The organism is Streptomyces sp. NPDC051452 (assembly GCF_044454765.1).
Taxonomy (GTDB): domain Bacteria; phylum Actinomycetota; class Actinomycetes; order Streptomycetales; family Streptomycetaceae; genus Streptomyces.
Genome location: NZ_JBITEB010000001.1, coordinates 835312 through 862020, shown reverse-complemented (window position 1 = coordinate 862020; position 26709 = coordinate 835312). Strand labels below are relative to the sequence as shown.

Sequence of the window (26709 nt, the reverse complement as noted above, 5' to 3'; positions counted from 1 at the left end):
GCCACCAGAAGGGGACAGGGCGTGGCGACCGGTGGGGAGGTCAGGGCAGGATCGCGTCGACGTATCCGCCGTCGACGCGCAGGGCTCCCCCCGTCGTCGCCGAGGCCTGTTCGGAACTGAGGTAGACGACCATGTGGGCGATCTCCTCCGGCTCGATCAGCCGCTGCAGCAGGGACTGCGGGCGGTGTTCGCGCATGAACGCCCGTTGCGCCTCGTCCCAGGGCAGGTCCCGGTCGACGAGTTCGTACACGAAGTCCTCCACGCCGCCGGTGTGCGTCGGGCCCGCGATCACGGAATTGACCGTCACCCCGGTGCCCGCCGCCTTCTTGGCGAAGCCGCGGCTCACCGCCAGCAGCGCCGTCTTGGACATGCCGTACTGGATCATCTCGGCGGGAATGACGACGGCCGAGTCGCTGGCGATGTACTGGACGCGGCCCCAGCCGCGTTCGATCATGCCCGGCAGGTACAGCCGGGTCAGCCGGACCCCGGCGAGGACGTTCACCTCGAAGTAGCGCCGCCACTCGTCGTCGCTGAGCTCCAGCGGATCGGCGGCGCCGAAGATGCCAAGGTTGTTGACGAGGATGTCCACCCCCGGCAGCGCCTCCACCACCCGGTGCGCGCCCTCGTCGGTGGAGACGTCGGCCGCCACCGGCACCAGGTCGGCGCCGGGCGCCTGCTCGGCCAGTGACTCGACGGCTTCGGCCAGCCGTTTCTCGTCGCGGCCGTTGACGCCCACCCGGGCGCCGGCCCGGGCCAGGCCGACGGCGATGGCGGCACCGATGCCCTGGGTGGAGCCGGTGACGAGGGCGGTGCGTCCTGTCAGATCGATATGCATGGTCGGACGGGTTCCCTTCACGGGCGACTGGATGCGGGCGTCCGTCAAGTGTGGCGGTCCGTCCCGGCGAACCGGCGAAGGGCGCGAGCTCGATGGGCCTTTCGGGGGAGAATCGGAGCGTGGCCCTCGCAACTCGCGTCAGGAAGACGTGGGCTGATGTCTCGTCAGCGGTTAAGAGCCTTGTGCCGGGACGCCGCACGGGCCAGGGACCACGCCTTGGGCAGCCGGTGCTCCCGGAAGTCGGCGGTGGCCGTCTCCCGACCGTGCAGCAGTCCCCAGGTGAAGCCGGGCTCGCCCGCCGCGTGCGCCGCGACGGCCAGTCGGCGCAGGGCGGCCCGGGCCACGACCGTGTCGTGCTGGTCACCGCTCTCGCGCTGTACGGCCCTGACCCGCTTGCCCAGCCGCCGCGCGGGCTTGCCGAGGGCCGGACGGGCCACCTCCGCGGCGTACCGGACCCGCTTGGCCGCCTTGCGGGCGTGGTGGATCGCGGCGTCACGCTCGGACCCGGAGGGCATGCCGAGCGCCCGGTCCATGCGCCGGGCGAGCCGGTCGTACTCCTTCGTCAACGCCTTCGCCAGGACCTTCTCCGGCCGGCCGGTGGCCTTGGCGCGCAGCGGTGGCTCGTCGGTCAGGAGCCTGAGCCTGTCCAGCAGCTCCAGATAGCGGGGTGAGGCGAGGGCGTCGAGGGTGCGTCGGCGGCCTTCGGCACCGCGCGCCGCGTCCCAGGCCTGCAGCCGCGCGGCGACCGGGCCGAGGACCAGCTCGCCGGGAAGTGCGCGCACCCCCGAGGTGAGCCGCTCCCGGAGCACCTCGTGGTCTCGCTCCGCGCCGAGTTCACCGGCGAGCCACCTCAGCTCCCGCCGGACGGGGTAGGTGACCTCGCGGTCCAGGACGGAGCGGTAGGAGCGCAGGCAGCCGCGCAGGCGGCGGACCGTGGTACGCATCCGGTGCACGGCGTCGGGTGTGCCGCGGCGGACGGCCGGATCGAGGTCCGTGAGGGCGCCGGTCAGCCGGTCCACGTAGGCCAGCACGTGGTCGCCGGCCGATCCCGGGGCGGCCGCGGCGCGCGCGTCCGGCCGGTCCGTCGGCGCGGACGTGGTCTCCGTCAGCGCGCGGGCCACCTTCGACGGACCGGACGCCCGGCCCACGCCGTTCGCGCGCAGCACCTTCTCGACGTCGTCCAGGAGCGCGGGGTCCGCGCCGGCGGCCACTTCGACCTCCATCTCCGTCCACACCGCATGCCCGTCGCCGTGGAGCAGCGCGTCGGCACGCACCGCGTCCAGGCTCACCTCCGCCAGCAACGTGCCCCGGGCGTCGAGCAGATGGCGCAGCGAGCGGGTGGAGCGGATGCGCACCACCGGCCGCAGCGCCGCCCCGCGGGTGCGCGAGAGGGCGAGTGTCCGCAACTCCTCGGGGACCTCGGGTGACGCCAGTGGAGCCCGGATCTCGTCCCGGCTGTCGCCTCCGAGAGGAAGCTTCAGATGCCAGCCGGCGTCCGTGCCGCCCGTCCTACGCCGCAGGGACGCGCCGGTGCGGGTCAGTCGCAGGTCTTCGGTGTCGTAGTAGACGGCGTCGAGTTCCTGCACGCCGCCCTCCGCGATCTCCGCGACCTGGTCCACCTCGGTCAGTTCGGGCAGCCATGAGATGTCGTCGGCCGCGGGGGCCGCGTACTTGCGTTCTGTCTCTCGTATCGACCGGTCCATACAGTGCCGGTTGACGCGATATCCGTGACCAAACCCGCAGTTAACCCTGCTTTTCCGGCCGCGCCGGCGCTTCCCGGGTCTCAGCTGGAGGCCAGCAGTCCGAGTGTGTCCACCACGCGGTTGGAGAAGCCCCACTCGTTGTCGTACCAGGCGACGACCTTGATGTGCCGGCCGTCGACGCGGGTGAGTTCCGAGTCGAAGATCGACGAGGCCGGGTTGCCGGTGATGTCGGAGGAGACGAGCGCGTCGTCCGCGTATTCGAGGATGCCGGCGAGCGGCCCGTGTGCGGCGTCGCGGTAGGCCGCGAGCACCTGATCGCGGGTCACGTCGCGCGAGACCGTCGTGTTGAGTTCGACGATCGAGCCCACCGGGACCGGTACCCGGATGGAGTCGCCGGACAGTCGGCCGTCGAGCTGCGGCAGCACGAGGCCGATGGCCTTCGCCGCGCCCGTCGTGGTCGGCACGATGTTGACGGCGGCGGCACGGGCCCGGCGCGCGTCGCGGTGGGGGCCGTCCTGCAGGTTCTGCTCCTGGGTGTAGGCGTGCACGGTCGTCATGAAGCCGTGCTCGATCCCGGCGAGGTCGTCGAGGACCGACGCCAGCGGGGCGAGCGCGTTGGTCGTGCAGGAGGCGTTCGAGACGATCGTGTGCGCGGCCGGGTCGTAGGCGGAGGTGTTGACCCCGAAGGCGAGGGTCACGTCGGCGCCGTCGGAGGGCGCGCTCACGAGCACCTTCCGCGCGCCCGCGTCGAGGTGTGCCCGGGCGGCCTTGGCCGAGGTGAAGCGGCCGGTCGCCTCCAGCACGACGTCGACGCCGAGTTCGGCCCACGGCAGCCGCGCCGGTTCGCGCTCGGCGAGCACCCGGATGCGGTGGCCGTCGACGACGAGGAAGTCGCCGTCGGCGGTCACCGGGCGGCCGAGCCGCCCGGCCGTGCTGTCGTAGGCGAGCAGGCGGGCCAGCGTGGCGGGTTCGGTGAGGTCGTTGACGGCGACGATCTCCAGATCGCTGGAGCGTTCGAGCAGGGCGCGCAGCACGTTGCGGCCGATGCGGCCGAATCCGTTGACGGCGATGCGGGTCATGAGTGGTCTCCCTTTCGTCCGTGACCAGCGTGGCGCGCGGGATCGGCGCGTGGCCGTGGCGGGAGCGCCATGGTTCGCAAGGATCACGCCAGCAGGGCCGTGCGCGTGCCCGTGCGCCGGATCGGGGGTTACTCGCCGCCGGCGAAGGTGCGCCGGTACTCGCTGGGGGTGGTGCCGAGGATGCGCTGGAAGTGCGAGCGCAGATTGGCGCCGGTGCCGAGGCCGACGTCGTTGGCGATCCGCTCGACACTGCGCTCGGAGCGTTCCAGCAGCTCACGGGCCATGTCGATGCGGGCGCGCATCACCCACTGCATCGGGGTGTAGCCGGTGTCCTCGGCGAAGCGCCGGGAGAAGGTGCGGGGCGAGACCGCCGCGTGCCGGGCGAGGGTGTCGAGGCTGAGCGGCTCGTCGAGCCGGCGCAGGGCCCACTCGCGAGTGGCGGCGAACCGTTCACCGAGCGGTTCGGGCACGCTGCGCGGTACGTACTGCGCCTGTCCGCCGCTGCGGTAGGGGGCGGCGACGAGTCGGCGGGCCGCGTGGTGGGAGGCGGCGACGCCGAGATCGCGGCGCAGGATGTGCAGACACAGGTCGATGCCGGAGGCCGCGCCGGCGGACGTCAGTACGCTGCCCTGGTCGACGAAGAGCACGTTCTCGTCGACCTTGACGCGCGGGTGCCGAGCCGCGAAGACGCGGGTGTAGTGCCAGTGGGTGGTGGCGCGTCTGCCGTCCAGCAGGCCGGTCGCGGCGAGCGCGAAGGCACCGGTGGAGATGGCGGCGAGCCGCGCTCCCCGGGTGTGGGCGGCGACCAGCGCGTCGACGACGCTGCGCGGCGGGTCGTCGCGGTCGGGGAAGCGGTAGCCGGGGACGAAGACGATGTCGGCCCAGTCGAGTGCCTCCAGGCCGTGCGCCACGTGGTACGACAGCCCGTCACCGCCGGTCACGAGCCCCGGTGCCGCACCGCACACACGCACCTCGTAGGGCATGCTCGCGCGTGTGGTGAACACCTGCGCCGGGATGCCGACGTCGAGCGGCTTCGCACCTTCGAGGACGATGACGGCGACTTGACGGGGGCGGGAGGGCGGCACGAGCCCAGGTTACGGGAGGGGGCCGGCGCGCCAGGCGTGCGTGGGCGCGGGCCGTCAGGCCGACTCCCGCACCACCAGCTCCGGGCCGAACATGCTCAGCGTGGGTTCGGTGCGCGCGCCGTGGATGTGTGCGTCGAGGAGGCGGGCCATCTCGGCCGCCATGTCCTCCACGGGCTGGCGGACGGTGGTGAGCTGGGGGCGGCAGGTGAGGGCGGCGGAGGAGTCGTCGAAGCCGACGACCGCCACGTCCTCGGGGATGCGCCGGCCGTGTTCCCGCAGAACCTGGCAGGCGCCCTGGGCCATCAGGTCGTTGGCCGCGAACACGGCGTCCAGGAGCGGGCGTTCGGCCAGCAGGTCGGTCATGGCGGCGACCCCGCTGTCCAGGGTGAAGCCGCCCTCGGCGACGGGGACGTGGGGGTGGCCGTGCCGGGCGAGGGTGTCGCGGAAACCGGCCAGCCGGTCCTGGCTCGCGGCGACCGCCAGTGGTCCGGTGATGGTGGCCGGCCGGTGGCAGCCCCGGGCGAGCAGGTGCTCGGCGGCGAGCCGGCCGCCGCGCCGGTGGTCCAGGTCCACGTAGCTGAGCGGGACCGGGCGGGAGGGGCGGGCGAAGAGCACCGCGGGAAGCCGGGCCTCGGCGAGGAGCGCGGGCAGCGGGTCGTCGGCGTGGCTGGAGACCACCAGCGCGCCGTCGGCTCGCCCCTGGCGCAGATACGTCAGTACCTCCCGGCGGGACTCGGGCGACTCGGCGAACATCAGCACCGGATGCACCGAGCGCGGCCGCAGGAATCCGACGATGCCTGCGACCACCCGTCCGAAGAAGGGGTCGGCGAACACCCGGGCGGCGAAGGCGGCCTGGGCGCCGTCCGAGGTGTCCCCGGCGCCGGACACCACGAGCGCCACGGTCTCGGCCCGCCGGGTGACCAGGGAGCGGGCGGCCCGGTTGGGTGCGTAACCGGTTCGCTCGATGGCCCGGCGGACCGATTCCTGGATCGCCGGGTCCACGTTGCGGACGCCGTTGACGACCCGGGACACGGTGGCCCGGGAGACCCCGGCCTCCCGGGCGACGTCCTCCAGCGTGGGGGCCTGTCTGCTCATGCCCCGCACCCTAACGGCCGGGCGGCGCGCGAGGATAGAGCGCTCTCCGCGAGGTTGCGGCCCCGCGGGGGCGGCCCTCAGGTCCGGTCGCGCACACGGACCTCCAGGGTCAGGGGCAGCTCGCCCGCCGAGCGGCCGGCCAGGACCTGGCACGGCCCCGGTTCGGTACGCCAGCCGCCCGCGTGGACGTCCCAGTGGCACAGGCTCCGGGCCGGGACACATACCCGTGCGACGACCGTCCCACCGGGCTCCGCGTGCACCGCCGTCCAGCCGGCGAGCCAGCGCTCGGGGTAGTCGACGGAGGTGGGTCCGGGGCGGTGGAGATAGACCTGGACGACTTCCCGGCCGGCGCGGTTTCCGGTGTTGCGCAGGCGCACGCCTACGGTGAGGTCCTCGCCGGCCGGTGTCTCGGGTGGCCCGGTCAGCTCCTCGTAGTCCCAGGTCGTGTAGCCCAGTCCGTGCCCGAACCAGTAGGCGGGGGCGCGTCGCGCGCGCAGCCAGCCACGGTGGCCGATGTGCACGCCCTCGTCGTAGGTCAGGCGGCCGGCCTCCGGCCGGGTGCGGGTGACGGGGGCGTCGGTGAGCCGGGCGGGCCAGGTGGTGGGCAGCCGTCCGCCCGGCTCGGTCCGGCCGAGGAGTACGTCGGCCAGGCCGCCGCCCGCCTCCTGGCCGGGGAACCAGGCCAGCAGCAGTGCGCCGACCTCGTCCCGCCAGGGCAGTTCCACGGGGCCGCCGCTGTTGACGACGGCCACGGTGTGCGGATTGGCCCGGGCGACGGCCCGGACCAGGGCGTCCTGGTCCGGGCCGAGCGCGAGGTGCGGACGGTCGCGGCCCTCGGCCTCGTCCTGTTCGCCGGTGCCGACGACCACTACGGCCGCGTCGGCCTCGCGGGCCGCCCGGGACGCGGCGGCCAGGGATTCGGTGCGGCCAGGGCCGTCGGGTGCGGCCCCGACGACGGTGGCCCGGCCGGTGCCGGGGGCGAGTTCGCGACGGGCGACGAGCAGCGCAGTGGTACCGGCGGTCAGCCGGGTGGTGACGGTCTGGGTGGGCGGGCTCACATGGATGACGGCGGGATCGTCCGTCGGGGTGGTGAACTCGCCGTCCAGGAGGGGGCGTCCATCGAGGTCGATGCCGAGGCGGCCGAACCCGGCGAGGCCGATGCGCCAGGTGCCGGAGGTCCGTGGGTGCAGGTGTGCGCTGATCTCCACCGTGTGCGCTCCGGGCGGCAAGGGTGGCTCCAACTGGCGTCCGCCACGGCGGTGTTCGGCGTGCAGTTCGGCTCCGGAGGCGTCGAGTATCCGCAAGCGCACGCCGGGGGCGGTGGTGATCGGGTCGGAGCAGAGGACCATGTCCAGGGGTGGCGGCGGCCCCTCCGGGGCGGGCCCGGGGACGTGGACGATCCGGGCCCGGCCGCGCAGGCCCGCCCGGATTCCGTCCAGGAGCGACACCTCGTCCTGGGGGAAGACCCCGGCACTGCCGCCGCCCTGGGTGCGGGTGCGGGCGGCGGGCGCGCCGATGACGGCGACCGTGCGCAGGCGCCCCGGGTCCAGGGGCAGGACGCCCCGGTTGGCCAGCAGGACGGTGCCGGCCGCGGCGGCCCGCCGGGCCAGGGCCCGTGCCCGCCGGGACCGCAGCGGGGGTCGGGTGGCGGGGTGCGGTCTGCCGAGCACGCCGCTCCAGGTGGCCAGCCGCAGCAGCCGGCGCACCTTGTCGTCCACCGCCGACTCCTCGACCTCACCCGCCTCCACGGCCCGCACCAGGGAATCGCCCCATTCCTCGGCGGGTCCCGGCATCTGCAGGTCGAGTCCGGCGCGTGCGGTGTCGCGGGTGCCGCGTACGGCGCCCCAGTCGGAGACGACGACGCCGTCGAAACCCCATTCGTCCTTCAGAGGTGTGGTCAACAGGGAGTGGGCGGTCATGGTGGTGCCGTTCACCTGGTTGTACCCGGCCATCACCAGCCGGACGCCGGCGGCCACCGCCGCCTCGAACGGCGCGAGATGGACCTCGCGCAGCGTCCGCTCGTCGATCCGCACGTCGACGGTCAGCCGGTCGGTCTCGGCGTCGTTCGCCACGAAGTGCTTGGCGGTCGCGGCGACGCCATGTGTCTGGATGCCCCGGACCAGGGCGGCCCCCATCCGGCCGGTCAGCAACGGGTCCTCCGAGAAGCACTCGAAGTGCCGGCCGGCCAGGGGGGTGCGGTGCAGATTGAGGTGGGGGGCGAGGACGACGTGCACACCCTTGCGCCGGGCCTCCGAGGCGAGGAGGCCGCCGACTTCCTCGACCAGGCGTTCGTCCCAGCTCGCGGCGAGCGCGGAGGCCGAGGGCAGCAGGACGGAGGTGTCCCGCTCGTCCCAGCCCTCCCCGCGCACCCCGGCCGGTCCGTCGGACAGCACCAACTGCCTCAGTCCGAGGTCTGGTTCCGCTGTCGTGCGCCAGGTCGTGGCGCCGGTGACCAGCCGTACCCTGGCCCGTAGGGTCAGTTTGTCGAGCAGCCGGTCGAGTTCGTCCTCGTCGGCCATCCCCACCTCCTGTTGTCGCCGGTCGCTCGGGTCAGTTGTAGACGCCGAACTCGTACAGCGAGTAGCCGTAGCCCGTGCCGCGGGCCGTACCCTCGATCCGGACGTAGCGGCCGCTACCGGTGACGTCGAGGTCGTCGACGCCGCCGTTGCCGTCCGTCACGGTGCGCACGGTCCGCCAGTTCTGCCCGTCGTCGGAGGTGCGCACCGTGTAGGCCTTCGCGTAGGAGGCCTCCCACAGCAGTTGGACGTGGCGGAAGGCGGTGCGGGTGCCGAGGTCGACCTGGATCCACTGGGGGTCGCTCCAGTCGCTGGCCCAGCGGGTGTTCTGGTCGCCGTCGACCGCGTTGGCCGCGGTGCACGGGCAGTCGCCGTAACTCGCCTGGAACGACGAGGCGGTGGCCGGTTTGCCGCGGGCGATGTTCGTGCCGCTCGGGGTGGGCGGCACCACCCGGACGGACCGGGTCTCGACGCCGACGTTGCCGTGCCCGTCGGTCAACTTCACATAGACCTTCCAGACCCCCGGCCGGTCGGGCGCGGTGACCTTGAGGCGGCCGCCGCCGAGGTTGGTGAAGGGCAGTGAGGCGAGGTTCTTGCTCTGGTCGATGTACATGCTGTTGTCGAGGACCTCGTAGGACAGCGCGTCCCCGTCCGGGTCGGTGGCCTTGACCGCGAGCGTCAGGTCCCGGCCGGCCGGCACCTTGCCCGGGTCGCCCTCGACGCTCAGGTCGGAGATGACGGGCGGGGTGTCGTCGTGCGAGGTGTCCCCGCCGTAGGCCCTCTTCACCGCGTAGTACGACAGCCGTTTCTGGCCCGCGGGCAGCAGGTTGAACCAGATGCCGCCGAAGTCGTACTCGGTGCCGTAGTGGAACATGGTGGCGCCGAGGGCGACGCCCTTGTGTCCGGTGACGCAGCCCCAGGCCCGGGTGTACCCGTCGGCCTTCGCCCGGTCGCTCGGCTCCAGCGGGACGCCGTTGGCGTCGTCGGGCACCTCCCACTCGCCGGCCGGTCCCGTCTCGGTGACGATGTAGGGCTTGGTGTAACCGCCCTGCTCCCAGGCCGACTTCACATCGCAGACGGCGTTGTAGGAGTTGACGGCGTACAGGTCGAGGTCGGGTGCGTTCTTCTTGAAGTACGGCCAGGCGCCGACCCAGGCGTCCGTGGAGGTGACCGGGTGGTTGGGGTCGACGGAGTGGATCTTCCTGGTGACGTCGTTGACGAAGGTGGTGTAGGCGTCGCGCTGCCGCTCCAGCTCGGCTCCGCTGTAGCAGTTCTGGAGCCCGAGCACCGACTCGTTGCCGACGTCCCACATGAGGACACCGGGGTTGTCCTTGTAGGTCTGCACCCACTTGGGGAACTCGTCCAGCATCTGGGTCTTGTAGGCGGTGTCGGTCACGTAGTCGACGCAGCCGCCGCTGCCGGGGCCGCCGCCGGGCTGCAGCCAGAAACCGGCGATGACCTTGATGCCGTGCGCGGCGGCGGAGTCGAACAACGGCTTGCTGGAGGCGTCGGTGCCCCAGGTGCGGATGGTGTTGACGCCCATGGAGTGCAGGTCGGGCAGATACCTCTCGGCATCGGCTATGGAGGGGCCCCAGGTCAGGCCCTTGATCTGGTACGGCTGTCCGTCCACGGTGAGCTGCCAGTTGCCCTGGCTTCCGGCGACCTTGACGACGCTGCCGGCCGCGTGGGCCTGTATGGGCGGCAGGACGGTGAGGGCGCCGACGGCCAGTGCTCCGGCGGTGAGGGGAGCGGCGAGGCGGCGCACGCGGGTGCGTGGTGGTGGGGTCATGGTGATGGGTTCTCCGTGTGGGGTGCGGGCGACGATGCGTGTGGGTGCGGAGGGGTGCCAGGGACTGTCGTCACCTTCATGTCGTCGCCCGAAGGGCGGGACAGACGGGAATGTGACGACGAGCCCTAGGGCAGGCGGTAGTCGGCGTCGAGTGCGGCGCCCGCCTCGGGGTGGGTCTCGTCGTAGCCGCGCGCGTCGCACTGGAGTCCGCCGACGATGCAGTGGTCGACCAGCGCCTTGAGGGTGGGGGCGTCCCAGGCGTTGAAGAAGTCGTAGTGGAAGCTGTGTCCCGAGCCGCTGGCCAGCCGCACCTGCGACATGTCCCCGTTGACCGGGAACGCCATCTTGAACTCGATCATGGGCAGCGCCACCGGGTGGTCGGCGGGGCACATGTTGTCGTTGGTGCCGGGCTTGACCACGGGGTAGGCCATGTGGCTCTTGTGGTCGGGGGTGTCCAGGTACTTGCCGTCCCAGCAACTGGGGGCCTGGAAGCGGATGTTGAGCTGGACGTCGGCCCGGTTTGGGCAGGTCGCCGGGAACTCGGTGTTGAAGTAGCTGTCGCCGCACTCCCAGCCCTCGACGAAGCCGGGGTGGTGACGGAAGTCGTCGGCGCTCTGCATGGGGTTGCCGACGACGAACCTCAGGCCCTTGGGGAAGGGCCGGACGCTGGTGTAGTCGGTGACGCCGGCCTTGTAGTAGATGACCTGCGGGCCGACGGGCAGGATCCGCCGGTCGCCGTTGTAGAGGGTGGGCATCCAGTAGCCCGACAGGTCTCCCGGCGCCTTGCATGTGGTGCCGCCCGCGCTCAGTGAGGCGGTCGTGCTGCCGGCGTTGGTGGTGGTGTTGCCCATGAACGTGTGGTCGTGGGACTTGCCCGGCTGCTGCGGGTAGACGATCGGGTCGTCGGGCTTGGTGTGGCTGACCGCGCAGTTGGCCTGGAACTCGTGGAAGTAGCGGTGCGGCGGGTTCTGCGTGGACGGGGTGACGCCGGTGACGGGTGGGACGGCGGGGATGTATCCGTCACCGTCGGGGTCCTCGGGCGAGGCGGCGGTCGACAGCGCCATGGTGTGGCCGGCGTGCACGGCTTCATCGGCGGACCGGGGCGTGGACGACGCCGACACGGTCGTGACGCCGAACGAGGCCAGCACGACGGCGGAGGTGACCAGCGCGCCCGAGAGGAGTTTCGATCTCCGTGACATGGGGGCTCCTCGGAGGGAGGGGTGGGGGTCGTACGGAGTTGGGCCTTGCGGGGGTGGGTCTCAGTGTGGGAGAGCGCTCTCCCATCGCTGGAGTGTTGGGGCGGCGACGGGAGGGTGTCAAGGGAGACGACCAAAGGATCAGCGGAGCCTGTCGCTCACTTCTCGAAGACAGGGCAGGCAATATGCCCGTAACTCAGGCGCGGGGCAGGGAAATTCGGCCGTAACACTTGACGCGTCGTTCAGGCCGATGAAGCATCCGACGTCGAGAGAGCGCTCCCCCGCCCCACTTCGTTCATTTCCTGAACAAGGAGAGCCGCGCATGCCCCCCTCCTCCCCCACCTCCCCCGCCTCCCCTTCCTCCGCCCCCGTCGGCCGCCGAACCGTGCTCGGCGCGGCGGCGGCCGCGGCCGCGGCGCCCGTGCTCGCCGGTGTGGCCACGCCCGCCCGGGCGGCCACCTCGGCGCGGAAGGCAGCCGCCGCCCTGCCCGGCGGAGGCGACCTCGGCCCGAACGTGCTCGTGTTCGACCCCAACACGCCCGGCATCCAGGCCAAGCTGGACCAGGTCTTCCACCAGCAGGAGTCGGCGCAGTTCGGCACCGGCCGGTACGCCCTGCTGTTCAAGCCCGGTACCTACAGCGGCCTGAACGCCCAGATCGGCTTCTACACCTCCATCGCGGGCCTCGGCCTGTCCCCCGACGACACGACGATCAACGGTGACGTCACGGTCGACGCGGGCTGGTTCAACGGCAACGCCACGCAGAACTTCTGGCGTTCGGCGGAGAACCTGGCCCTGGTGCCCGCCAACGGCACCAACCGGTGGGCGGTGGCCCAGGCGGCGCCCTTCCGTCGTATGCATGTGCGCGGTGGCCTCAACCTCGCCCCGAACGGCTACGGTTGGGCGAGTGGCGGCTACATCGCGGACAGCCGTATCGACGGTCAGGTCGGGCCGTACTCGCAACAGCAGTGGTACACCCGCGACAGTGTCGTCGGCGGCTGGGTCAACGGCGTGTGGAACATGGTGTTCTCCGGCGTCCAGGGCGCCCCGGCACAGAGCTTCCCCAACCCGCCGTACACCACGCTCGACACCACTCCGGTCTCGCGCGAGAAGCCGTTCCTGTACGTCAGCGGCAGCGAGTTCCGGGTCTTCCTGCCGGAGAAGCGGACGAACGCGCGCGGTGTCAGCTGGGGATCCGGCACGCCGCGGGGGACCTCCCTGCCGCTGTCGCAGTTCTACGTCGCCAAGCCGGGGGTCAGCGCGGCGACCCTCAACCAGGCGCTGGCCCAGGGGCTGCACCTGCTGCTGACGCCGGGCATCTACCACGTGGACCGGCCGCTCCAGGTCGACCGGGCCAACACCGTGGTCCTCGGGCTCGGTTACGCGACCCTCGTACCGGACAACGGGTCCACAGTGCTGAAGGTCGCCGACGTGGACGGGGTGCGGCTGGCCGGTTTCCTCATCGACGCGGGTCCGGTCAACTCCCCGACACTGCTGGAGGTCGGCCCGGCCGGCTCCACGACGGACCACTCCGCCAACCCCACCACCGTGCAGGACGTCTTCGTGCGCATCGGTGGCGCGGGCGCGGGCAAGGCGACCACCAGCATGGTCATCAACAGCCGGCACACCATCGTCGACCACACCTGGGTCTGGCGCGCCGATCACGGCACCGGGGTCGGCTGGGACACCAACCGCGCCGACTACGGCGTCGTGGTCAACGGCGACGACGTGCTGTGCACCGGCCTGTTCGTGGAGCACTTCAACAAGTACGACGTGCAGTGGAACGGCCAGCGCGGCCGCACGATCTTCTTCCAGAACGAGAAGGCGTACGACGCCCCGAACCAGGCCGCCATCCAGAACGGCTCGGTCAAGGGGTACGCGGCCTACAAGGTGGGCGACGGAGTCACCGTGCACGAGGGCTGGGGTCTTGGCAGTTACTGCTACTACAACGTCGCCCCTTCGATCGTGCAGCACCACGGCTTCGCCGCCCCGAACCGGCCGGGCGTGAAGTTCCACGACCTGCTGGTGGTCTCGCTCGGTGGCAACGGCCAGTACGAGCACGTGATCAACGACACGGGGGCACCGACCTCGGGCACGTCCACGACGCCCTCCACGGTGGTGTCGTACCCCTGACCCCGGTGCCGGCGCGTGGCCCGGGGCCGTACCGCTTCACACGCGGTGGCCCTGGGCCGCCAACCACCGGTGCACGCATTCCTTGTCCGCCGGGGTGATCCGGGCGGGGCCGTGGATCCACGGTCCCTCGTCGTCGTTGAAGCCGGTGTCCGTGACCCGTGCCGTCACCCAGGTGGCCAGGTCCTGCGCGGCGTCATCGGACAGCGAGCCGTCGCGCCAACCCTGCCGGGCCCGGCGGGCGGCGTCGGGATCGTGGCGCTCCGTCTCCGCGAGCCAGACGGGCACCAGCCGGTCGACGACCTGCCGGTCGGTCCGGGACGTGTCCTGCCGGTCGGGTGCTGTCATACCGGGCCGGGTTTCCAGCCCACCGGCGACGACACATGGGCGCGGCGCCGGCGTGGCGACCGCCCGCGCCGCGCCCGGAGGGCCGCGAGGGGGCAGCCCTGGACCGGGTTCCCCGCGGTGTCTGCCGTGGAGGTGTTCACAGCGCCAGCGTGATCGCGGCGCCGATGCCGCCCAGTCCGAGGGCGACCGCCGCCTCGGCCCAACCGCCCCTGCCCCAGGGGAAGAACCGGTCGACCGCGAGGCGGCCAGGGCCGATGGCGGCGACGGCCAGCGCGACCACGGCGATGCAGACGTTGTACTCCACACCGCCGTGCTCGTCCCACAGTCCGTGGCCGGCGGTGACGGTCACCATGGCGTTGATCATCACGCCGATCAGGGCGGCGGCCGCCAGCGGAGTCAGCAGTCCGAGGGCCAGACCGAGGCCGCCGAGGAATTCGGACAGGCCGCCTATCAGGGCGAAGACCTTTCCCGGGTGGAAGCCGAGCCCGCCGAAGGCGCGGCCGGTCGCGGTCAGACCGGAGCCGCCGAAGATGCCGAAGAGTTTCTGGGCCCCGTGCGCCGCCATGAACAGTCCGAAGGTCAGTCGCAGGAGCAACAGGCCCCAGTCGGCGGCCGCCCGGGGCGTGGTGGTGCTACTCGCCCTTGAGTCCACAGAGCTCTGCGAGCGGTACGGAAAGCGTGGTGATTCCATGGCAATGCTCCGTCGCACGAACCGGAACAGGCGCTACCCCGCTCCCGATCCTTCCGCAGCGACCATGATCATGCATCTGGGGCGGTGCCGTGTCCCCGGCGGTAGCCTGCTCCTGAGGGCAGCCATGGCCGAGCAGGTACGCATCCGGCTTCTCGGCGGCTTCGCCGTGGCGGTCGACGACCGCCCGGTGGCCGCCGGGGTGTGGCGCCTGCGCAAGGCCCGGAGCCTGCTGAAGCTGCTCTCCCTTGCGCCCGGCCACCGTATGCACCGCGAGCGGGTCTACGACGTTCTGTGGCCGGACCTCGACCGGACGGCCGCGGCCAACAACCTGCACCAGGTGCTGCACGCGGCGCGGCGCGCGCTGGCCACCGCCGGAGCCGTGGGCGAGTTCGTCGTCCTCCGCGACGACATGGTGCTGCTCGGCCCCGACGGTGGTGTCCTGATCGACCTGGACGTGTTCGACGACACGGCCCGGCGGGCCTGCGCGGGCGGGGCGAGCGTCGACTACCGGGCGGCGCTCGCCCTGGCCGGGCCGGGACTCCTGCCGGAGGACCGCTACGAGCCCTGGGTGAGCGAGGCGGCCGGGGAACTGCGGACGCGGTGCGCGACGCTGCGGCTGGGACTGGGCGAGGCGCTGGAGCGAGACGACCACGCGGACGAGGCCGTCGAGGTGCTGCGGGCACTGGTCGCCGAGGACCCGCTGCACGAGCCCGGGCACCGGGCCCTGATGCGGGTGCTGGCCGGCGCCGGCAGAGCCCGGGAGGCGCTGGCCGACTACGAGCGTCTGCGGGACGCGGTGCGCGAGGACACCGGCGCCGACCCGGACCCGCACACCCGTGGCCTCTACCGTGCGCTGCTGGCCGAGTCGGTCGAGGCCCCGGAGCCGCGGGCGAGAACCCCACTGCGCCGGTTGCCCGTTCCGGCGACGGAGCTGATCGGCCGGGAGCGCGAGACGGCCGAGGTGGAGGAGTTGCTCGCGCGGGGCGGGCTGGTCACGCTCACCGGCGCCGGCGGCTGTGGCAAGACCCGGCTCGCACTGGGCGTGGCGGCCCGTCGGGGCGGCGACTTCCGGGACGGGGCCTGCTTCGTGGACCTCGCCGGGCTGGCGGAACCCGACCTGCTGACCGAGGCGGTCGCGGCGGCCCTGGAACTGCGTCTTCCGGCGTTCGGTGGCGGCCGGGAGGCCCTGCTCGCTCGGCTCGGCGACCGGGAGGCCCTGCTGGTACTGGACAATTGCGAGCATCTGATCGACGCGTGCGCCGCGCTGGCGTCGCAGGTAGTCGCCCGCTGTCCGGGCGTCCTCGTCCTCGCGACCAGCCGGGAGGCGCTGCGCTCGTACGGGGAACGGACGTTCCGGGTGCCCTCGCTGAGCCTGCCGGACCCGCGCCGGCTGCCGTCCGTGCCGGAACTGGGCCGCTTCGCCTCGGTCCGGCTGTTCGTGGAGCGGGCCGCCGACGTGGCCCCGGGGTTCCGGCTCACCAGCGAGAACGCGGCCGCCGTCGCGCAGATCTGCTTCCGGCTCGACGGCATGCCGCTGGCCCTGGAGCTCGCGGCGGCCCGGGTGAGCGTGCTGGCCCCGCGGCAGATCGCCGACCGTCTCGACGACACCCTGTCGCTGCTCGGGCGGGGCAGCCGACGCGGTGCGACCCGGCAGGAGACCCTCCTGGCCACGCTGGAGTGGAGCCATCGGCTGCTCGACGAGGAGGAACGGCGGCTGTTTCGCCGGCTCGCGGTCTTCGCGGGCGGTTTCTCCCTCGCCGCGGCCGAGGAGGTGGGCGGGGACGGCCCGCGCGGCACACCGGTGCTGGACCTGCTCGGCCGGCTGGCCGACAAGTCCCTGGTGGGAGTGGAGCCCCGGCGGGACGAGGTCCGCTACCGGCTGCTGGAGACGGTCCGGCAGTACGCGGCGGAGCGTCTGCGGGCCGCCGGGGAACTGGCGGCCGCCGAGGCGGGGCACCGGCGTTTCTACCTGGCGCTCGCCGAGGCCCGGGACCGCGAACAGCCCACCGGGGTGTCGGGGGCGGCGTCCCTGGAATTGGAGGCCGACTACGGCAACCTCCGCGCCGCACTGCGCTCCCTGCTGCGCCACGAACCGGAGAGCGCCTTGCGGCTGGCCGTCGCCCTGCGGTCGTACTGGCCCGAGCGCGGCCGCCTGGCCGAGGGCCGGCGATGGCTGGACGACACCCTGGCCGCCGCGCCGGAGTCCTCCCCCGAACGGGCCAGGGCCCTGATGGGACGGGCCGTGCTGGCGATCCGGCTCGGGGACGGGTCCGAGCTGGAGGAGATCGCCGAGCAGATCGTCGGCATCCACCGGCGCCGGCCGGATCCGGCGGCGCTGGCGTACGTCCACTGCCAGCAGGCGGTCCTGCTCTGGATGCGCGGCTCCTGGGACGGCGCGCGTGCCGCCCTGGACCGGGCCCGCGTCCTGGCCCGAGAGGCGGGCGAACCGTCGGTGCTCGCCGTCGCGGCGCATCTGGACGGCGTGTGGGCGGTCTGCCGCGGCGAGGGCGCGATGGCCCGGAAGGCCTGTGCGGAGGGCCTGCGGCTGCTGGAAGCGGTCGGCGTGGAGCGAGGTCCGTTCTTCCCGGTGATGACGCCGGGTTACTCGGTGGAGGACGGCGGGGACCCGGTGTCGCTGTTCTTCGAGGAGACGGTGCTCGCCGGCCGTACGGTCGGGACGTCCCGGGCCCGTGGCTATCTGCTGGCGAATCTCGCGTGGGCGAGCCGACTCGACGGCGACACCGCCGCCGCCACCGCGGCGGCCGAAGACGCCGTGGACCGGTTCCGCGCGCTCGACGACCCGCACGGCGAGTCGCTGGCCCTCAATGTCCTGGGCAACATCCGTCGCGGGCACGGCGACCTCGACGGGGCGCGCACATGCCTGGACGCGGCTCTGGCGCTCAGGCGACGGCTCGGGGACCGCCGCGAGGAGGGCATCACCCGCGGTTGCCTGGGCCTGCTCCGGCTGGCCGGCGGGGACACCGCCGGCGCGGAGGCGGCCCTCGCGGGCGTCCTCGCGGATTTCGAGGAGGCCGACGACATCCCCGGCGTCACCAACAGCCTGCTCCACCTCGGGCTGGTCGCCCGGGCCGCCGGTGACACGGAACGGGCGCGCACCCTCCTGGCCCGGGCCCGGCGCCTGGAACACGTCGCGGGATCGACCTCGGCCGCCGGCTGGGTCGCCCTGCTGCTGGCGTGGCAGCAGCGGCAGGCGGGCGCGCGCGAGCAGGCGAGGGCCGCGGCGGCGTGTGCTGGTGACCTCTTCGCCCGGCTGGGCGACGTCCGGGGCCCGGCCGTCCTGCGGCGCACGATGGGCGGCGGACCCGCCTGATACGCGGCTGCTGAGTGAGTGCTAAGCGGCCGCGCCTACCGTCACGGATGTCGGTGCACGCCACTCACACCAAGGAGCCGATCATGTCGATCGACACGGCGAAGGGCATCCTCGGGGACGCGACCGTCGCCGAGCTGGAGGCGGGCCTGCGCGGCACCGTCGTCCGTCCCGACGACCCGGGCTACGACCAGGCCCGTGCCGTCTGGAACGCCGCCCACGACAAACACCCGGCGCTGGTCGTGCGGTGCGCCGGGACCGCGGACGTCATCCGCGCCGTCGAGTTCGCGCGCAGCCAGGACCTGCTCGTCGCCGTGCGCGGCGGGGCCCACAGCATCGCCGGGTTCTCGACCTGCGACGACGGCATCGTCATCGACCTGTCGGCCATGAAGGGCGCCGTCGTCGATCCCGTGCGGCGCCGGGTGGTCGCGCAGGCCGGTCTGACCTGGGGAGAACTCGATCATGAGACCCAGGCGTTCGGCCTCGCCGTGACCGGTGGGCTGATCTCCACGACCGGGATCGCCGGATTCACGCTCGGCGGCGGAGTGGGCTGGCTGCTCCGCCGCCACGGTCTGGCCTCGGACAACGTGACGGCCGTCGAGGTCGTCACCGCGGACGGCCGGGTGGTGCGCGCGGATCCGCACGAACACGCCGAACTGTTCTGGGCGCTGCGAGGTGGCGGCGGCAACTTCGGGATCGTGACCTCGTTCGAGTACCGGCTGCACCCGGTGGGACCGCAGGTCCTGGCCGGCCTGATCGTCTACCCCCTGGAACAGGCCCGGCAGGTGATCACGGGGTGGCGTGAGCGGATCGGGGACATGCCCGACGAGCTGACGACACTCGTCAACCTGACCACGGCGCCTCCCGTGCCCTTCCTGCCCCCGGAGGTCCACGGCACCCGCGTCGCGGTGCTGGCCGGGATGTACGCGGGTGACCCGGCCACCGGCGAGGCCGCCGTCGGCCCGCTGCGGACCCTGGGCACACCGATCGCCGACGTCATGGGCCCCGTTCCGTACACGGGGATGCAGTCCATGCTCGACCCGCTGTGGGCGGCCGGTGCCCACAACTACTTCACGTCGGCCTTCATCGAGCCGTCCGACGAGGCGCTCGACGCCGTGCTGCGCCGCCATCTGACGACGCCCACGCCCTTCAGCGAGCTGCATCTGCACCAGTTGGGTGGTGCGTTCGCCCGCGTGCCGGCCGCGGCCTCCGCCTTCAGTCAGCGGGATGCGAGCGTGCTGTGCAACGTGGTCGCGCGATCGGCCGACGCGGCGGGTTTCGAGACACATGTGGCCTGGGCCCGCGAGACCCGCGCGGAGATCGCGCGGCACGGCGGCGGAACCGTGTACGTCAACTTCACCGGTGAAGCCGCCGAGGACAAGGTGCGGGCCGCCTACCCCGACGAGGTGCGCGAACGGCTCGTGCGGGTCAAGGACAGGTACGACCCCACCAACATGTTCCGGCTCAACCAGAACATCCGGCCCTCGAACGCGGCGGGAGACCGGCTCCCCTGAGTCCCGGGCCGCGACCGGGTCAGAGAGCCGCCTCGTCGAACAGGGCGAGCACGTCGGGTTCCGCGGTGGCGTCCAGGGTCTGTTCGGCCCAGATCACCTTGCCCTGCGCTGCGTAGCGGGTGCCCCAGCTGGTCGCGAACTGGGAGACGAGGAACAGGCCCCGGCCGCCTTCGTCCGTGCCGGCCGCGCGCCGCAGGCGCGGTGAGGTGTTGCTGCCGTCCGACACCTCACACACGAGGGTGGCGCCCAGCAGCAGCCTGACGCGCACGGGCGGGGCGCCGTAGCGGATGGCGTTGGTGAGCAGTTCGCTGAGGATCAGTTCCGTGGCGAACGTCTTGTCCTCCAGCCCCCATTCGACGAGCCGCCGGCTCACCTCCTGGCGCGTGCGGGACACGGCCGTCGGCTCGGACGGGACGTCCCAGGTCGCGACCCTGGACGGATCGAGCAGCCGGGTCCGGGCGACCAGCAGTGCCACGTCGTCGCCGGGGTGTTCGGGCAGCATCGTCTCCACGACGGCCCGGCAGGTCTCCTCCGGTGTCGCGCCGGAGTGGGCGACGGTGGACCGCAGCAGCTCCAGGCCCTCGTCGATGTCCCGTCCGCTGTTCTCGATCAGGCCGTCGGTGAACAGGACGAGCCAGCTGCCCTGCGCCAGCTCCAGTTCACCGGTGGCGAAGGGGTGGCCGCCCACTCCGAGGGGCGGGGCCAGTGGGAGGTCGGGAAAGGTCACGTTCCCCTCGGGATCGACCACGGCGGGCGCGAGGTGCCCGGCGCGGGCGAGGGCGCAATGTCCGTTCACCGGGTCGTAGATGGCGTAGAGGCAGGTCGCCCCGGTCAGCGGCGCGCGGTCCTCGTCTGTGGGGGCCGTCTGGTTGTCGAGCCGCGTCACCATCTCGTCGAGGTGCCCGAGCAGTTCGTCCGGGGGCAGGTCCAGGGAGGAGAAGTTCAGCACGGCCGTCCGCAGCCGTCCCATGGTCACCGCCGCCTGCAGGCCGTGACCGACGATGTCGCCGACGACGAGGGCGATCCGGAAACCGGGCAACGGGATGACGTCGAACCAGTCGCCGCCCACCCCGGACTGCGCCGACAGATAGCGTGAGGCGATCTCCAGGGCGTCCTGTTCCGGGAGGTTGCGGGGCAGCAGGTTGCGCTGCAGGCTCACGGCCATCGCGTGCTCGCGGGAGTAGCGGCGCGCGTTGTCGATCGCGACGGCCGCCCGGGCCACGAGTTCCTCGGCCACGGCGACGTCTTCCGCCTCGAACCGGGGAGAGTCCGCGCCGCGCCAGAAGTTGACCATGCCGAGGACCACCCCGCGGGCGCGCAGCGGCACGGTGATCAAGGAGTGGATGCCGTAGTCCAGGGCCTCCAAGGCCCCCTCGGGGTCCTGGGCGCGCCAGTCCTGGGCGGTGTGCAGGTCCGGCACCAGGACAGCCGTGCCGCGGCGCAGCGCCGCCGTCATGGGTGTGTCCGACATGACGAACCGGATCAGGTCTCCGACCGGTTGCAGGGGGTGCCCAGGGCGGGCGGCGACCAGCGCGGTGCGCCGCATCTGGCGTACCGCGCCGGTGGGCTCCTCGCCGCGCAGCACCAGGTCGAGGAGTTCCACGGTGACGATGTCGGCCATGCGCGGGACCGCGACCTCGGCGAGTTCCTCGGCCGTGCGCCGCATGTCGAGTGTGGTGCCGATCCGCATTCCGGCCTCGTACAGGAAGGACAACCGGCCCCGTGCCAGCTCGGCCTGTCCGGTCAGGGCCCTGAGCTCGGTCGTGTCGCGGAAGGTGGCGACCAGTCCGCCGGCGGAGGACGCGATGATCCGGGTGTTCACCGCCAGCAGTCGGCCCCCCGCGTGCACCACCTCGTCGGTGGCGGCTTCGTCCGACAACAGCAGGTGGGTCGGACCGGGGCCCAGCCCCAGGTCCGTCACGCGCCGCCGGTCGGCGTCCGGGGGGAGGTCCAGCAGCCGCCGTGCCTCGTCGTTGGCGAGCAGTACGCATCCGTCACCGTCGATGATCAGGACGCCCTCGCGCACCGCGTGCAGCACGGCGTCCTGGTGTTCGTACATCCGGGTCATCTCGGCCGGGCCGAGCCCGTGGGTCTGCCGCAGCAGCCGCCGGCTGACGAGGGCCGTGCCGCCGGTGGCCACCAGGAGCGCGCCCGCGGCCGCTCCGAACAGCATCGGCAGTTGCTGGTCGAGTACGCCGGCCACGTTGGCGTACCGGATCCCGGCGCTGACCATGCCGGTCACGCGCCTGCTGGCGTCCAGCACGGGTACGACCGAGCGCACGGCTCCGGACGGCTTGCCGCGGAACGACTCCGTGAACGTCTCCCCCGCGGCGGCCCGGCCGACGCCTTGGGCCTTCTTGCCGATCAGAGCGGGGTCGGAGTCGGCGAGCCGGACGCCGTGGCGGTCGAGCACGCTGATGAAATCGACGCCCGCGGCCTTCCCCGCCTGCTCCACCGACGCCTGCAGCGCCGCGGTCGGTTTCTGCGGGCTCACGGCGAGTTCCGTGCCGGGCGCGTGGGCGAACGCCTCCGCCGCGGCCAGCGAGCGCTCCCTGGCGTCGCGCTCGGCGTCGTAGCGGCCCTGGACGACCAGGGCGGCGGCCGCCACCGCGACCAGGACCAGCACGATGAGGGCCTGGAGGAGGAAGACCTGCGCGGCCAGAGTGCGGACGCTCAGGGACGGCGAAAAGCGGCGTCCGAGTGCCGACCGGGGCCCTTGCCGACGGGACGGACCGGGTGGCCGCCGGGTGCCGGGAGGCGGCGCCGCTCTCGCCCTTGTCCGGCGGGAACGTCCGCTCATGTCCCTTTTCTAGCACTGGGGCTCCCTGCTCGGCGACCGCTGTGCCCCCGTCGGGCCCGGAGCAGGTCTTACGGTCCGGTGACGCGGCGGCCGGATGGCGGTGGACGGGCCCCGTGCCGCTCTAGCGTGAGGCGCATGCGCGTACTGGTCACCGGCGGTGCCGGGTTCATCGGGTCCCATGTCGTCGAGGCACTGCGGGAGGGCGGTCACGAGCCGCTCGTCTTCGACGTCGGGGAGGACCCCGCAGCGGACGTGCGGGACACCGACGCGGTCGCCGCGGCGCTGGCCGGGGTGGACGCCGTCTGCCATCAGGCGGCGATGGTCGGGCTCGGCAACGGTGTCGCCGACGCGGCGGAGTACGTCTCGCGCAACGATCTGGGCACGGCCGTGCTGCTCGCCGCCATGGCGGACGCGGGGGTGCGGCGCCTCGTGCTGGCCGGGTCGATGGTCGTCTACGGGGAGGGGCGGTACGAGTGCCGGGCGCACGGTGTCGTACGGCCCGGGCCGCGGGCCGTGACCGACCTCGAAGCGGGCGCGTTCGAGCCGCGGTGCCCCCGGTGCGGGCTGGACCTGGCGCCCGGTCTGGTCGGTGAGGACGCCCCCGCCGATCCCCGCAACGTGTACGCGACCACCAAGCTGGCGCAGGAGCACCTGTCCGCCGTGTGGGCGCGCTGCACGGGCGGGTCGGCGGTGGCCTTGCGCTACCACAACGTGTACGGACCCCGGATGCCCCGCGACACCCCCTACGCCGGGGTCGCCTCCCTCTTCCGCTCCGCGCTTGCCCGGGGCGAGGCGCCCCGGGTGTTCGAGGACGGGTTGCAGAGGCGGGATTTCGTACATGTGCGGGACGTGGCCGCGGCGAACGTGGCGGCGCTGGAGGCACCGGCCGCGCCGGGCGCCCTCACGGCGTACAACACGGGCAGCGGTGAGCCCCGCACGGTCGGCGAGATGGCGGCGGAGCTGGCCGTCGCGTGCGGCGGCCCGCGCCCCGTCGTCACCGGTGAGTACCGGCTCGGCGACGTACGCCACATCACCGCCGACTCGACCCGCCTGAGAGCCGCCCTCGGCTGGCGCCCACGCGTCACCTTCACAGCAGGCATGCGTGAGTTCGCCCAGGAAGAGGGACCGCGGGGGGCGTGATGCCGCGCGGACCGGGGCGGCGGCGCACCCGGGTCCGCGGCGGGGGCCCGCCGCGGACCGGGACGGGACATGTGCGGTGGGCGGCGGCCGCCCTGGGGCTCAGGGGGCCGCCGGGAGGGTCACCTCGAAGCGGCAGCCGCCGGGGATGTTACGGACGGTGGCCCGGCCCCGGTGGGCCTCCACGATGCCCCGCACGATGGCGAGGCCCAGGCCGGCGCCGGCCGGGGGTGTCCGGGCGTCGGTGCCGCGCCAGCCGGTGTCGAAGACGCGCGAGAGGTCCTCCTCGGGAATGCCCCCGCAACCGTCGGTGACGGACAGCGTCACGCCCTCGTCGGTGCGTTCCGCCGCGACCGCCACCGTGCCGTCGGGCGGGGTCCGGCGGATGGCGTTGACCAGCAGGTTGCCGAGCACCCGGCTCATCTCCTTGCCGTCCACCTCCACGGGCAGCGGCTCGACCCGGTCGCCCACGAGCCGTACCCCTTGTTGCCGGGCGAGCGGGTCGGCGCCCGCGAGCGCGTCGCCGACCAGGTCGTACAGCGAGATCCGGGAGGGGCTCAGCGGAAGGGTGCCGGCGTGGATGCGGGAGAGTTCGAACAGATCGCCGACCATGTCGTTGAGCCGCTCGACCTCGGTGCGCATCTGCCGGAGATAGCGGGCGGGATCGGCGGCCACGCCGTCCTCCAGCGCCTCGGACATGGCCCGCAGGCCGGCCAGCGGGGTGCGCAGGTCGTGCGAGATCCACGCGACCAGCTCACGCCTGGACGTCTCCAACGCCCTCTCCCGCTCCCGCGACGCGGCGAGTCTGGCGCTGGTAGCGGCCAACTGGCGGCTGAGCGCGGCCAGTTCGGCGGTGGCCGGCGCCGCCGGGGCGGCGAACTCCCCGCCGTCACCGAAGTGGCGTGCGGCCTCGGCGAGTTCATGGCTGCGGGCGACGACCCAGCGGCCGAGCAGCAGCGCGGTGGCCAGCGAGACGACGGTCGCCATCGCGACGACGGTCGTGACGACGGACAGGTCGTGCGGGGACAGGAACATCGCCCAGGCGACGGCGAGGGTGCCGGCGAGCATCGCCACGACCCCGACGGCCGCGACCACGGTGAGCGAGGCGGTGAGCGAGCGGCGCCGGATCAGCCGCAGCACACCCGCTCCGGCGAGGCCGCTGGCGGCGGCGCCGGCGAAGGCGTACAGGGCGATGAGGAGGGTGTCGCGCATGTTCAGTCCACCGCCCCGGTGGGTTCGAAGCGGTAGCCGACGCCCCACACCGTCTGGATCAGACGGGGGCGGGCCGGGTCGTCCTCGACCTTGCCGCGCAGCCGGCGGACATGGACGGTGACGGTCGACAGGTCGCCGAAGTCCCACCCCCAGACCTCGCGCATCAGGTCCTCGCGGGCGAACGCCCGGCCCGGATGCCGCATGAAGAAGGCGAGCAGGTCGAACTCCCGCAGGGTGAGCGCCAGTTCAACGCCCTCCTTGGTGGCCCGGCGACCCTCGACGTCGACGCGCAGACCCGCCGCCGCCAGCCGGGGGCCCGGGGCGGCGGGACGGCTGCGGCGCAGCACCGACTCCACCCGCAGGACGAGTTCGCGGGGACTGAAGGGCTTGGTGACATAGTCGTCGGCACCCACCTCCAGGCCCAGGATGCGGTCGTCCTCGTCGCCGCGGGCGGTGAGCATGATGACCGGTACGGGTCCGCGGTCGCGCATCCGCCGGCAGACCTCCAGACCGTCCATGCCGGGCAGCATCAGGTCCAGCACCACGAGGTCGGGCCGGTGCGCCGCGGCGCGGGTGAGGGCCGTCGGGCCGTCGTCGGCACGGTCGACGACATAGCCGGCGCGGTGCAGGTATCCGGTGACGACCTCGGCGACGGTGGGATCGTCGTCGACGACCAGCACCCGGGCCGCCCCGTCGGCGGCTTCGGCCCGGTGGGAGTCGTAGGGCTCTTGCATGCCCCCAGCCTCGCACCGCCCACTGCCCGGTGCCGGACCGGTGGGTACGGCGTCCGCGTTTCGTAAGAAGCTCCCACCCTTTATGTCCGATTCCGGTTCGTAGGGTGAGACCGTGACGACCACTTCATCACGGATCGACGTGGTGCTCCCCTGCCTGAACGAGGCCGAGGCCCTGCCCTGGGTGCTCGCCCGGATCCCGGCCGGCTGGCGCGCCATCGTCGTCGACAACGGTTCCACCGACGGCTCCGCCGGGATCGCCCGCGCACTCGGCGCCACGGTGGTGCGCGAGCCGCGGCGCGGCTTCGGCGCCGCCTGCCATGCCGGGCTGACCGCGGCCACCGCGGACATCGTGTGCTTCTGCGACTGCGACGCCTCCCTCGACCCAGGACTGCTCGTGCCCTTCGTCGGCGAGGTCCGCCGGGGCGTGGCGGATCTGGTCCTCGGCCGCCGTCGCCCGCGCGGCCGGGGTGCCTGGCCGGCACACGCCCGGGCCGGAAACCTCGTACTGGCCCGGATGCTGAGCCGTCGCACCGGCCTGCGCCTGCACGACCTCGGACCGCTGCGGGCCGCGCGCCGCGAGGCACTCCTCGCGCTGGGCCTGACCGACCGGCGCAGCGGCTATCCGCTGCAGATGGTCGTGCGCGCGGCCGACGCCGGGTGGCGCGTCACCGAACACGACGTGCCCTATCTGCCGCGCACCGGCGCCTCGAAGGTGACGGGCACCTGGCGGGGCACCTGGCAGGCGGTCCGGGACATGAGCCGCGTCCTGGCCGAGGCACCGGCTTCGCACGCCGCCCCGGCCGAGCGGAGGGCGCTACGGTGACCACACTTCTCGTCATCGCCAAGGAGCCTCGCCCCGGACGGGTCAAGACACGGCTCACCCCGCCCTTCAGCCCGCGGGAGGCGGCGGATCTGGCGCGGGCGGCTCTCGCCGACACTCTGTACGCCGTGGCGGCTGCGCCGGCGTCCCGCCGCGTCCTCGTCCTGGACGGGGCCCCGGGGCCGTGGCTGCCGCCCGGCTTCGAGGTCGTGCCGCAGTGCCCGGGCAGCCTGGACGAGCGGTTGGCGGACGCCTTCGCGCACTGTCGCGGACCGGCCCTGCTGATCGGCATGGACACCCCGCAGGTGACCCCCGAGCTGCTCACGGTCGACCTGGCGGCCGGTGAGGCGTGTCTCGGCCCGGCGGAGGACGGCGGGTTCTGGGCGCTGGGTCTGGCCGAACCCGATCCGGAACTGCTGCGCGGTGTGCCCATGTCGACGCCCCTGACCGGGGCCGCGCAGCGGGCGCGTCTGGTCGCCGCCGGGCTGCGGGTGCGTGAACTGCCCCGGCTGCGGGACGTCGACGTCGCCGCCGACGCCCGTGCCGTGGCCGCTCTCGCCCCGCACGGCCGATTCGCCGCGTGCCTGGCACGCCACACCTCGGCCACGAGCCGATGAGCGGCGCGTCGCGCGTCGGCCGCCCCTCGACGAGCAGCGGCACGTCGTCCCTCGGCCCCCAGGCGACGGGCGGCCGGCCGCA

At 73.2% G+C, this 26709-nt stretch carries 19 protein-coding genes; 6 read left to right on the top strand and 13 right to left on the bottom strand.

The genetic code is table 11. The annotated features are described in order from the left end of the window. Nucleotides 1-40: 40 nt before the first annotated feature. The 8 genes from ACIBA9_RS03430 to ACIBA9_RS03395 all read right to left on the bottom strand — a co-directional run bounded on the left by ACIBA9_RS03430 (nt 41) and on the right by ACIBA9_RS03395 (nt 11301). Nucleotides 41-835 (bottom strand): SDR family NAD(P)-dependent oxidoreductase, encoded by a 795-nt coding sequence (locus ACIBA9_RS03430; protein ID WP_399359642.1) that lies wholly within the window; start codon nt 833-835, stop codon nt 41-43. Between the two features lie 164 nt (nt 836-999). Next, complete coding sequence (locus ACIBA9_RS03425; RefSeq protein WP_399359641.1) at nt 1000-2538, bottom strand: CHAD domain-containing protein; 1539 nt, start codon at nt 2536-2538, stop codon at nt 1000-1002. 80 nt (nt 2539-2618) lie between these two features. Next, nucleotides 2619-3617 (bottom strand): type I glyceraldehyde-3-phosphate dehydrogenase, encoded by a 999-nt coding sequence (gene gap / locus ACIBA9_RS03420; protein WP_399359640.1) that lies wholly within the window; start codon nt 3615-3617, stop codon nt 2619-2621. Nucleotides 3618-3745: 128 nt separating this feature from the next. Next, the gene (locus tag ACIBA9_RS03415; protein WP_399359639.1) at nt 3746-4702 is read right to left on the bottom strand and encodes a GlxA family transcriptional regulator; all 957 of its coding nucleotides are present in this window, start codon (nt 4700-4702) and stop codon (nt 3746-3748) included. Between the two features lie 54 nt (nt 4703-4756). Continuing rightward, nucleotides 4757-5797, bottom strand: coding sequence for a LacI family DNA-binding transcriptional regulator (locus tag ACIBA9_RS03410; RefSeq protein WP_399359638.1), 1041 nt, complete (start codon nt 5795-5797; stop codon nt 4757-4759). A 77-nt stretch (nt 5798-5874) separates the two neighbouring features. Beyond that, the gene (locus ACIBA9_RS03405; RefSeq protein WP_399359637.1) at nt 5875-8316 is read right to left on the bottom strand and encodes a glycoside hydrolase family 3 C-terminal domain-containing protein; all 2442 of its coding nucleotides are present in this window, start codon (nt 8314-8316) and stop codon (nt 5875-5877) included. A gap of 31 nt (nt 8317-8347) precedes the next feature. After that, the gene (locus tag ACIBA9_RS03400) at nt 8348-10102 is read right to left on the bottom strand and encodes a discoidin domain-containing protein (RefSeq protein WP_399359636.1); all 1755 of its coding nucleotides are present in this window, start codon (nt 10100-10102) and stop codon (nt 8348-8350) included. A gap of 125 nt (nt 10103-10227) precedes the next feature. Further along, on the bottom strand, nt 10228-11301 hold the full coding sequence (locus tag ACIBA9_RS03395) for a DUF1996 domain-containing protein (RefSeq protein WP_399359635.1): 1074 nt from the start codon (nt 11299-11301) through the stop codon (nt 10228-10230). Nucleotides 11302-11620: 319 nt separating this feature from the next. On the opposite strand from ACIBA9_RS03395, the gene ACIBA9_RS03390 reads away from it, so the two are divergent. After that, entirely contained in the window at nt 11621-13429 is a 1809-nt protein-coding gene (locus ACIBA9_RS03390; protein ID WP_399359634.1) for a coagulation factor 5/8 type domain-containing protein, read from the top strand. 36 nt (nt 13430-13465) lie between these two features. On the opposite strand, the gene ACIBA9_RS03385 is transcribed toward ACIBA9_RS03390, so the two are convergent. Next, on the bottom strand, nt 13466-13774 hold the full coding sequence (locus ACIBA9_RS03385; RefSeq protein WP_399359633.1) for a hypothetical protein: 309 nt from the start codon (nt 13772-13774) through the stop codon (nt 13466-13468). 136 nt (nt 13775-13910) lie between these two features. Beyond that, nucleotides 13911-14465, bottom strand: a complete 555-nt coding sequence (locus tag ACIBA9_RS03380; RefSeq protein WP_399359632.1) for a DoxX family membrane protein — start codon at nt 14463-14465, stop codon at nt 13911-13913. Nucleotides 14466-14589: 124 nt separating this feature from the next. On the opposite strand from ACIBA9_RS03380, the gene ACIBA9_RS03375 reads away from it, so the two are divergent. Both ACIBA9_RS03375 and ACIBA9_RS03370 read left to right on the top strand, forming a co-directional pair. After that, on the top strand, nt 14590-17796 hold the full coding sequence (locus tag ACIBA9_RS03375; protein WP_399359631.1) for a BTAD domain-containing putative transcriptional regulator: 3207 nt from the start codon (nt 14590-14592) through the stop codon (nt 17794-17796). 83 nt (nt 17797-17879) lie between these two features. Next, a complete protein-coding gene (locus ACIBA9_RS03370) occupies nt 17880-19307 on the top strand; it encodes an FAD-binding oxidoreductase (RefSeq protein ID WP_399359630.1) in 1428 nt (475 codons plus the stop codon). 19 nt (nt 19308-19326) lie between these two features. Here ACIBA9_RS03370 and ACIBA9_RS03365 read toward each other — a convergent pair whose 3' ends face one another. Further along, on the bottom strand, nt 19327-22107 hold the full coding sequence (locus ACIBA9_RS03365) for a SpoIIE family protein phosphatase (RefSeq protein ID WP_399359629.1): 2781 nt from the start codon (nt 22105-22107) through the stop codon (nt 19327-19329). Between the two features lie 135 nt (nt 22108-22242). Between ACIBA9_RS03365 and ACIBA9_RS03360 the strand changes: the two genes are divergently transcribed. After that, nucleotides 22243-23247, top strand: a complete 1005-nt coding sequence (locus ACIBA9_RS03360; RefSeq protein WP_399359628.1) for an NAD-dependent epimerase/dehydratase family protein — start codon at nt 22243-22245, stop codon at nt 23245-23247. Between the two features lie 99 nt (nt 23248-23346). Here ACIBA9_RS03360 and ACIBA9_RS03355 read toward each other — a convergent pair whose 3' ends face one another. Then, complete coding sequence (locus ACIBA9_RS03355) at nt 23347-24456, bottom strand: sensor histidine kinase (RefSeq protein ID WP_399359627.1); 1110 nt, start codon at nt 24454-24456, stop codon at nt 23347-23349. 2 nt (nt 24457-24458) lie between these two features. After that, the gene (locus ACIBA9_RS03350) at nt 24459-25190 is read right to left on the bottom strand and encodes a response regulator transcription factor (protein ID WP_399359626.1); all 732 of its coding nucleotides are present in this window, start codon (nt 25188-25190) and stop codon (nt 24459-24461) included. Nucleotides 25191-25302: 112 nt separating this feature from the next. Here ACIBA9_RS03350 and ACIBA9_RS03345 point away from each other — a divergent pair, with 112 nt between their 5' ends. Further along, nucleotides 25303-26013 carry a glycosyltransferase family 2 protein gene (locus tag ACIBA9_RS03345; RefSeq protein ID WP_399359625.1) on the top strand — a complete coding sequence of 237 codons (711 nt, stop codon included), beginning with the start codon at nt 25303-25305 and terminating at the stop codon, nt 26011-26013. Then, nucleotides 26010-26627, top strand: a complete 618-nt coding sequence (locus tag ACIBA9_RS03340) for a DUF2064 domain-containing protein (protein WP_399359624.1) — start codon at nt 26010-26012, stop codon at nt 26625-26627. The genes ACIBA9_RS03345 and ACIBA9_RS03340 overlap by 4 nt, the downstream gene beginning before the upstream one ends. Nucleotides 26628-26709: the final 82 nt, after the last annotated feature.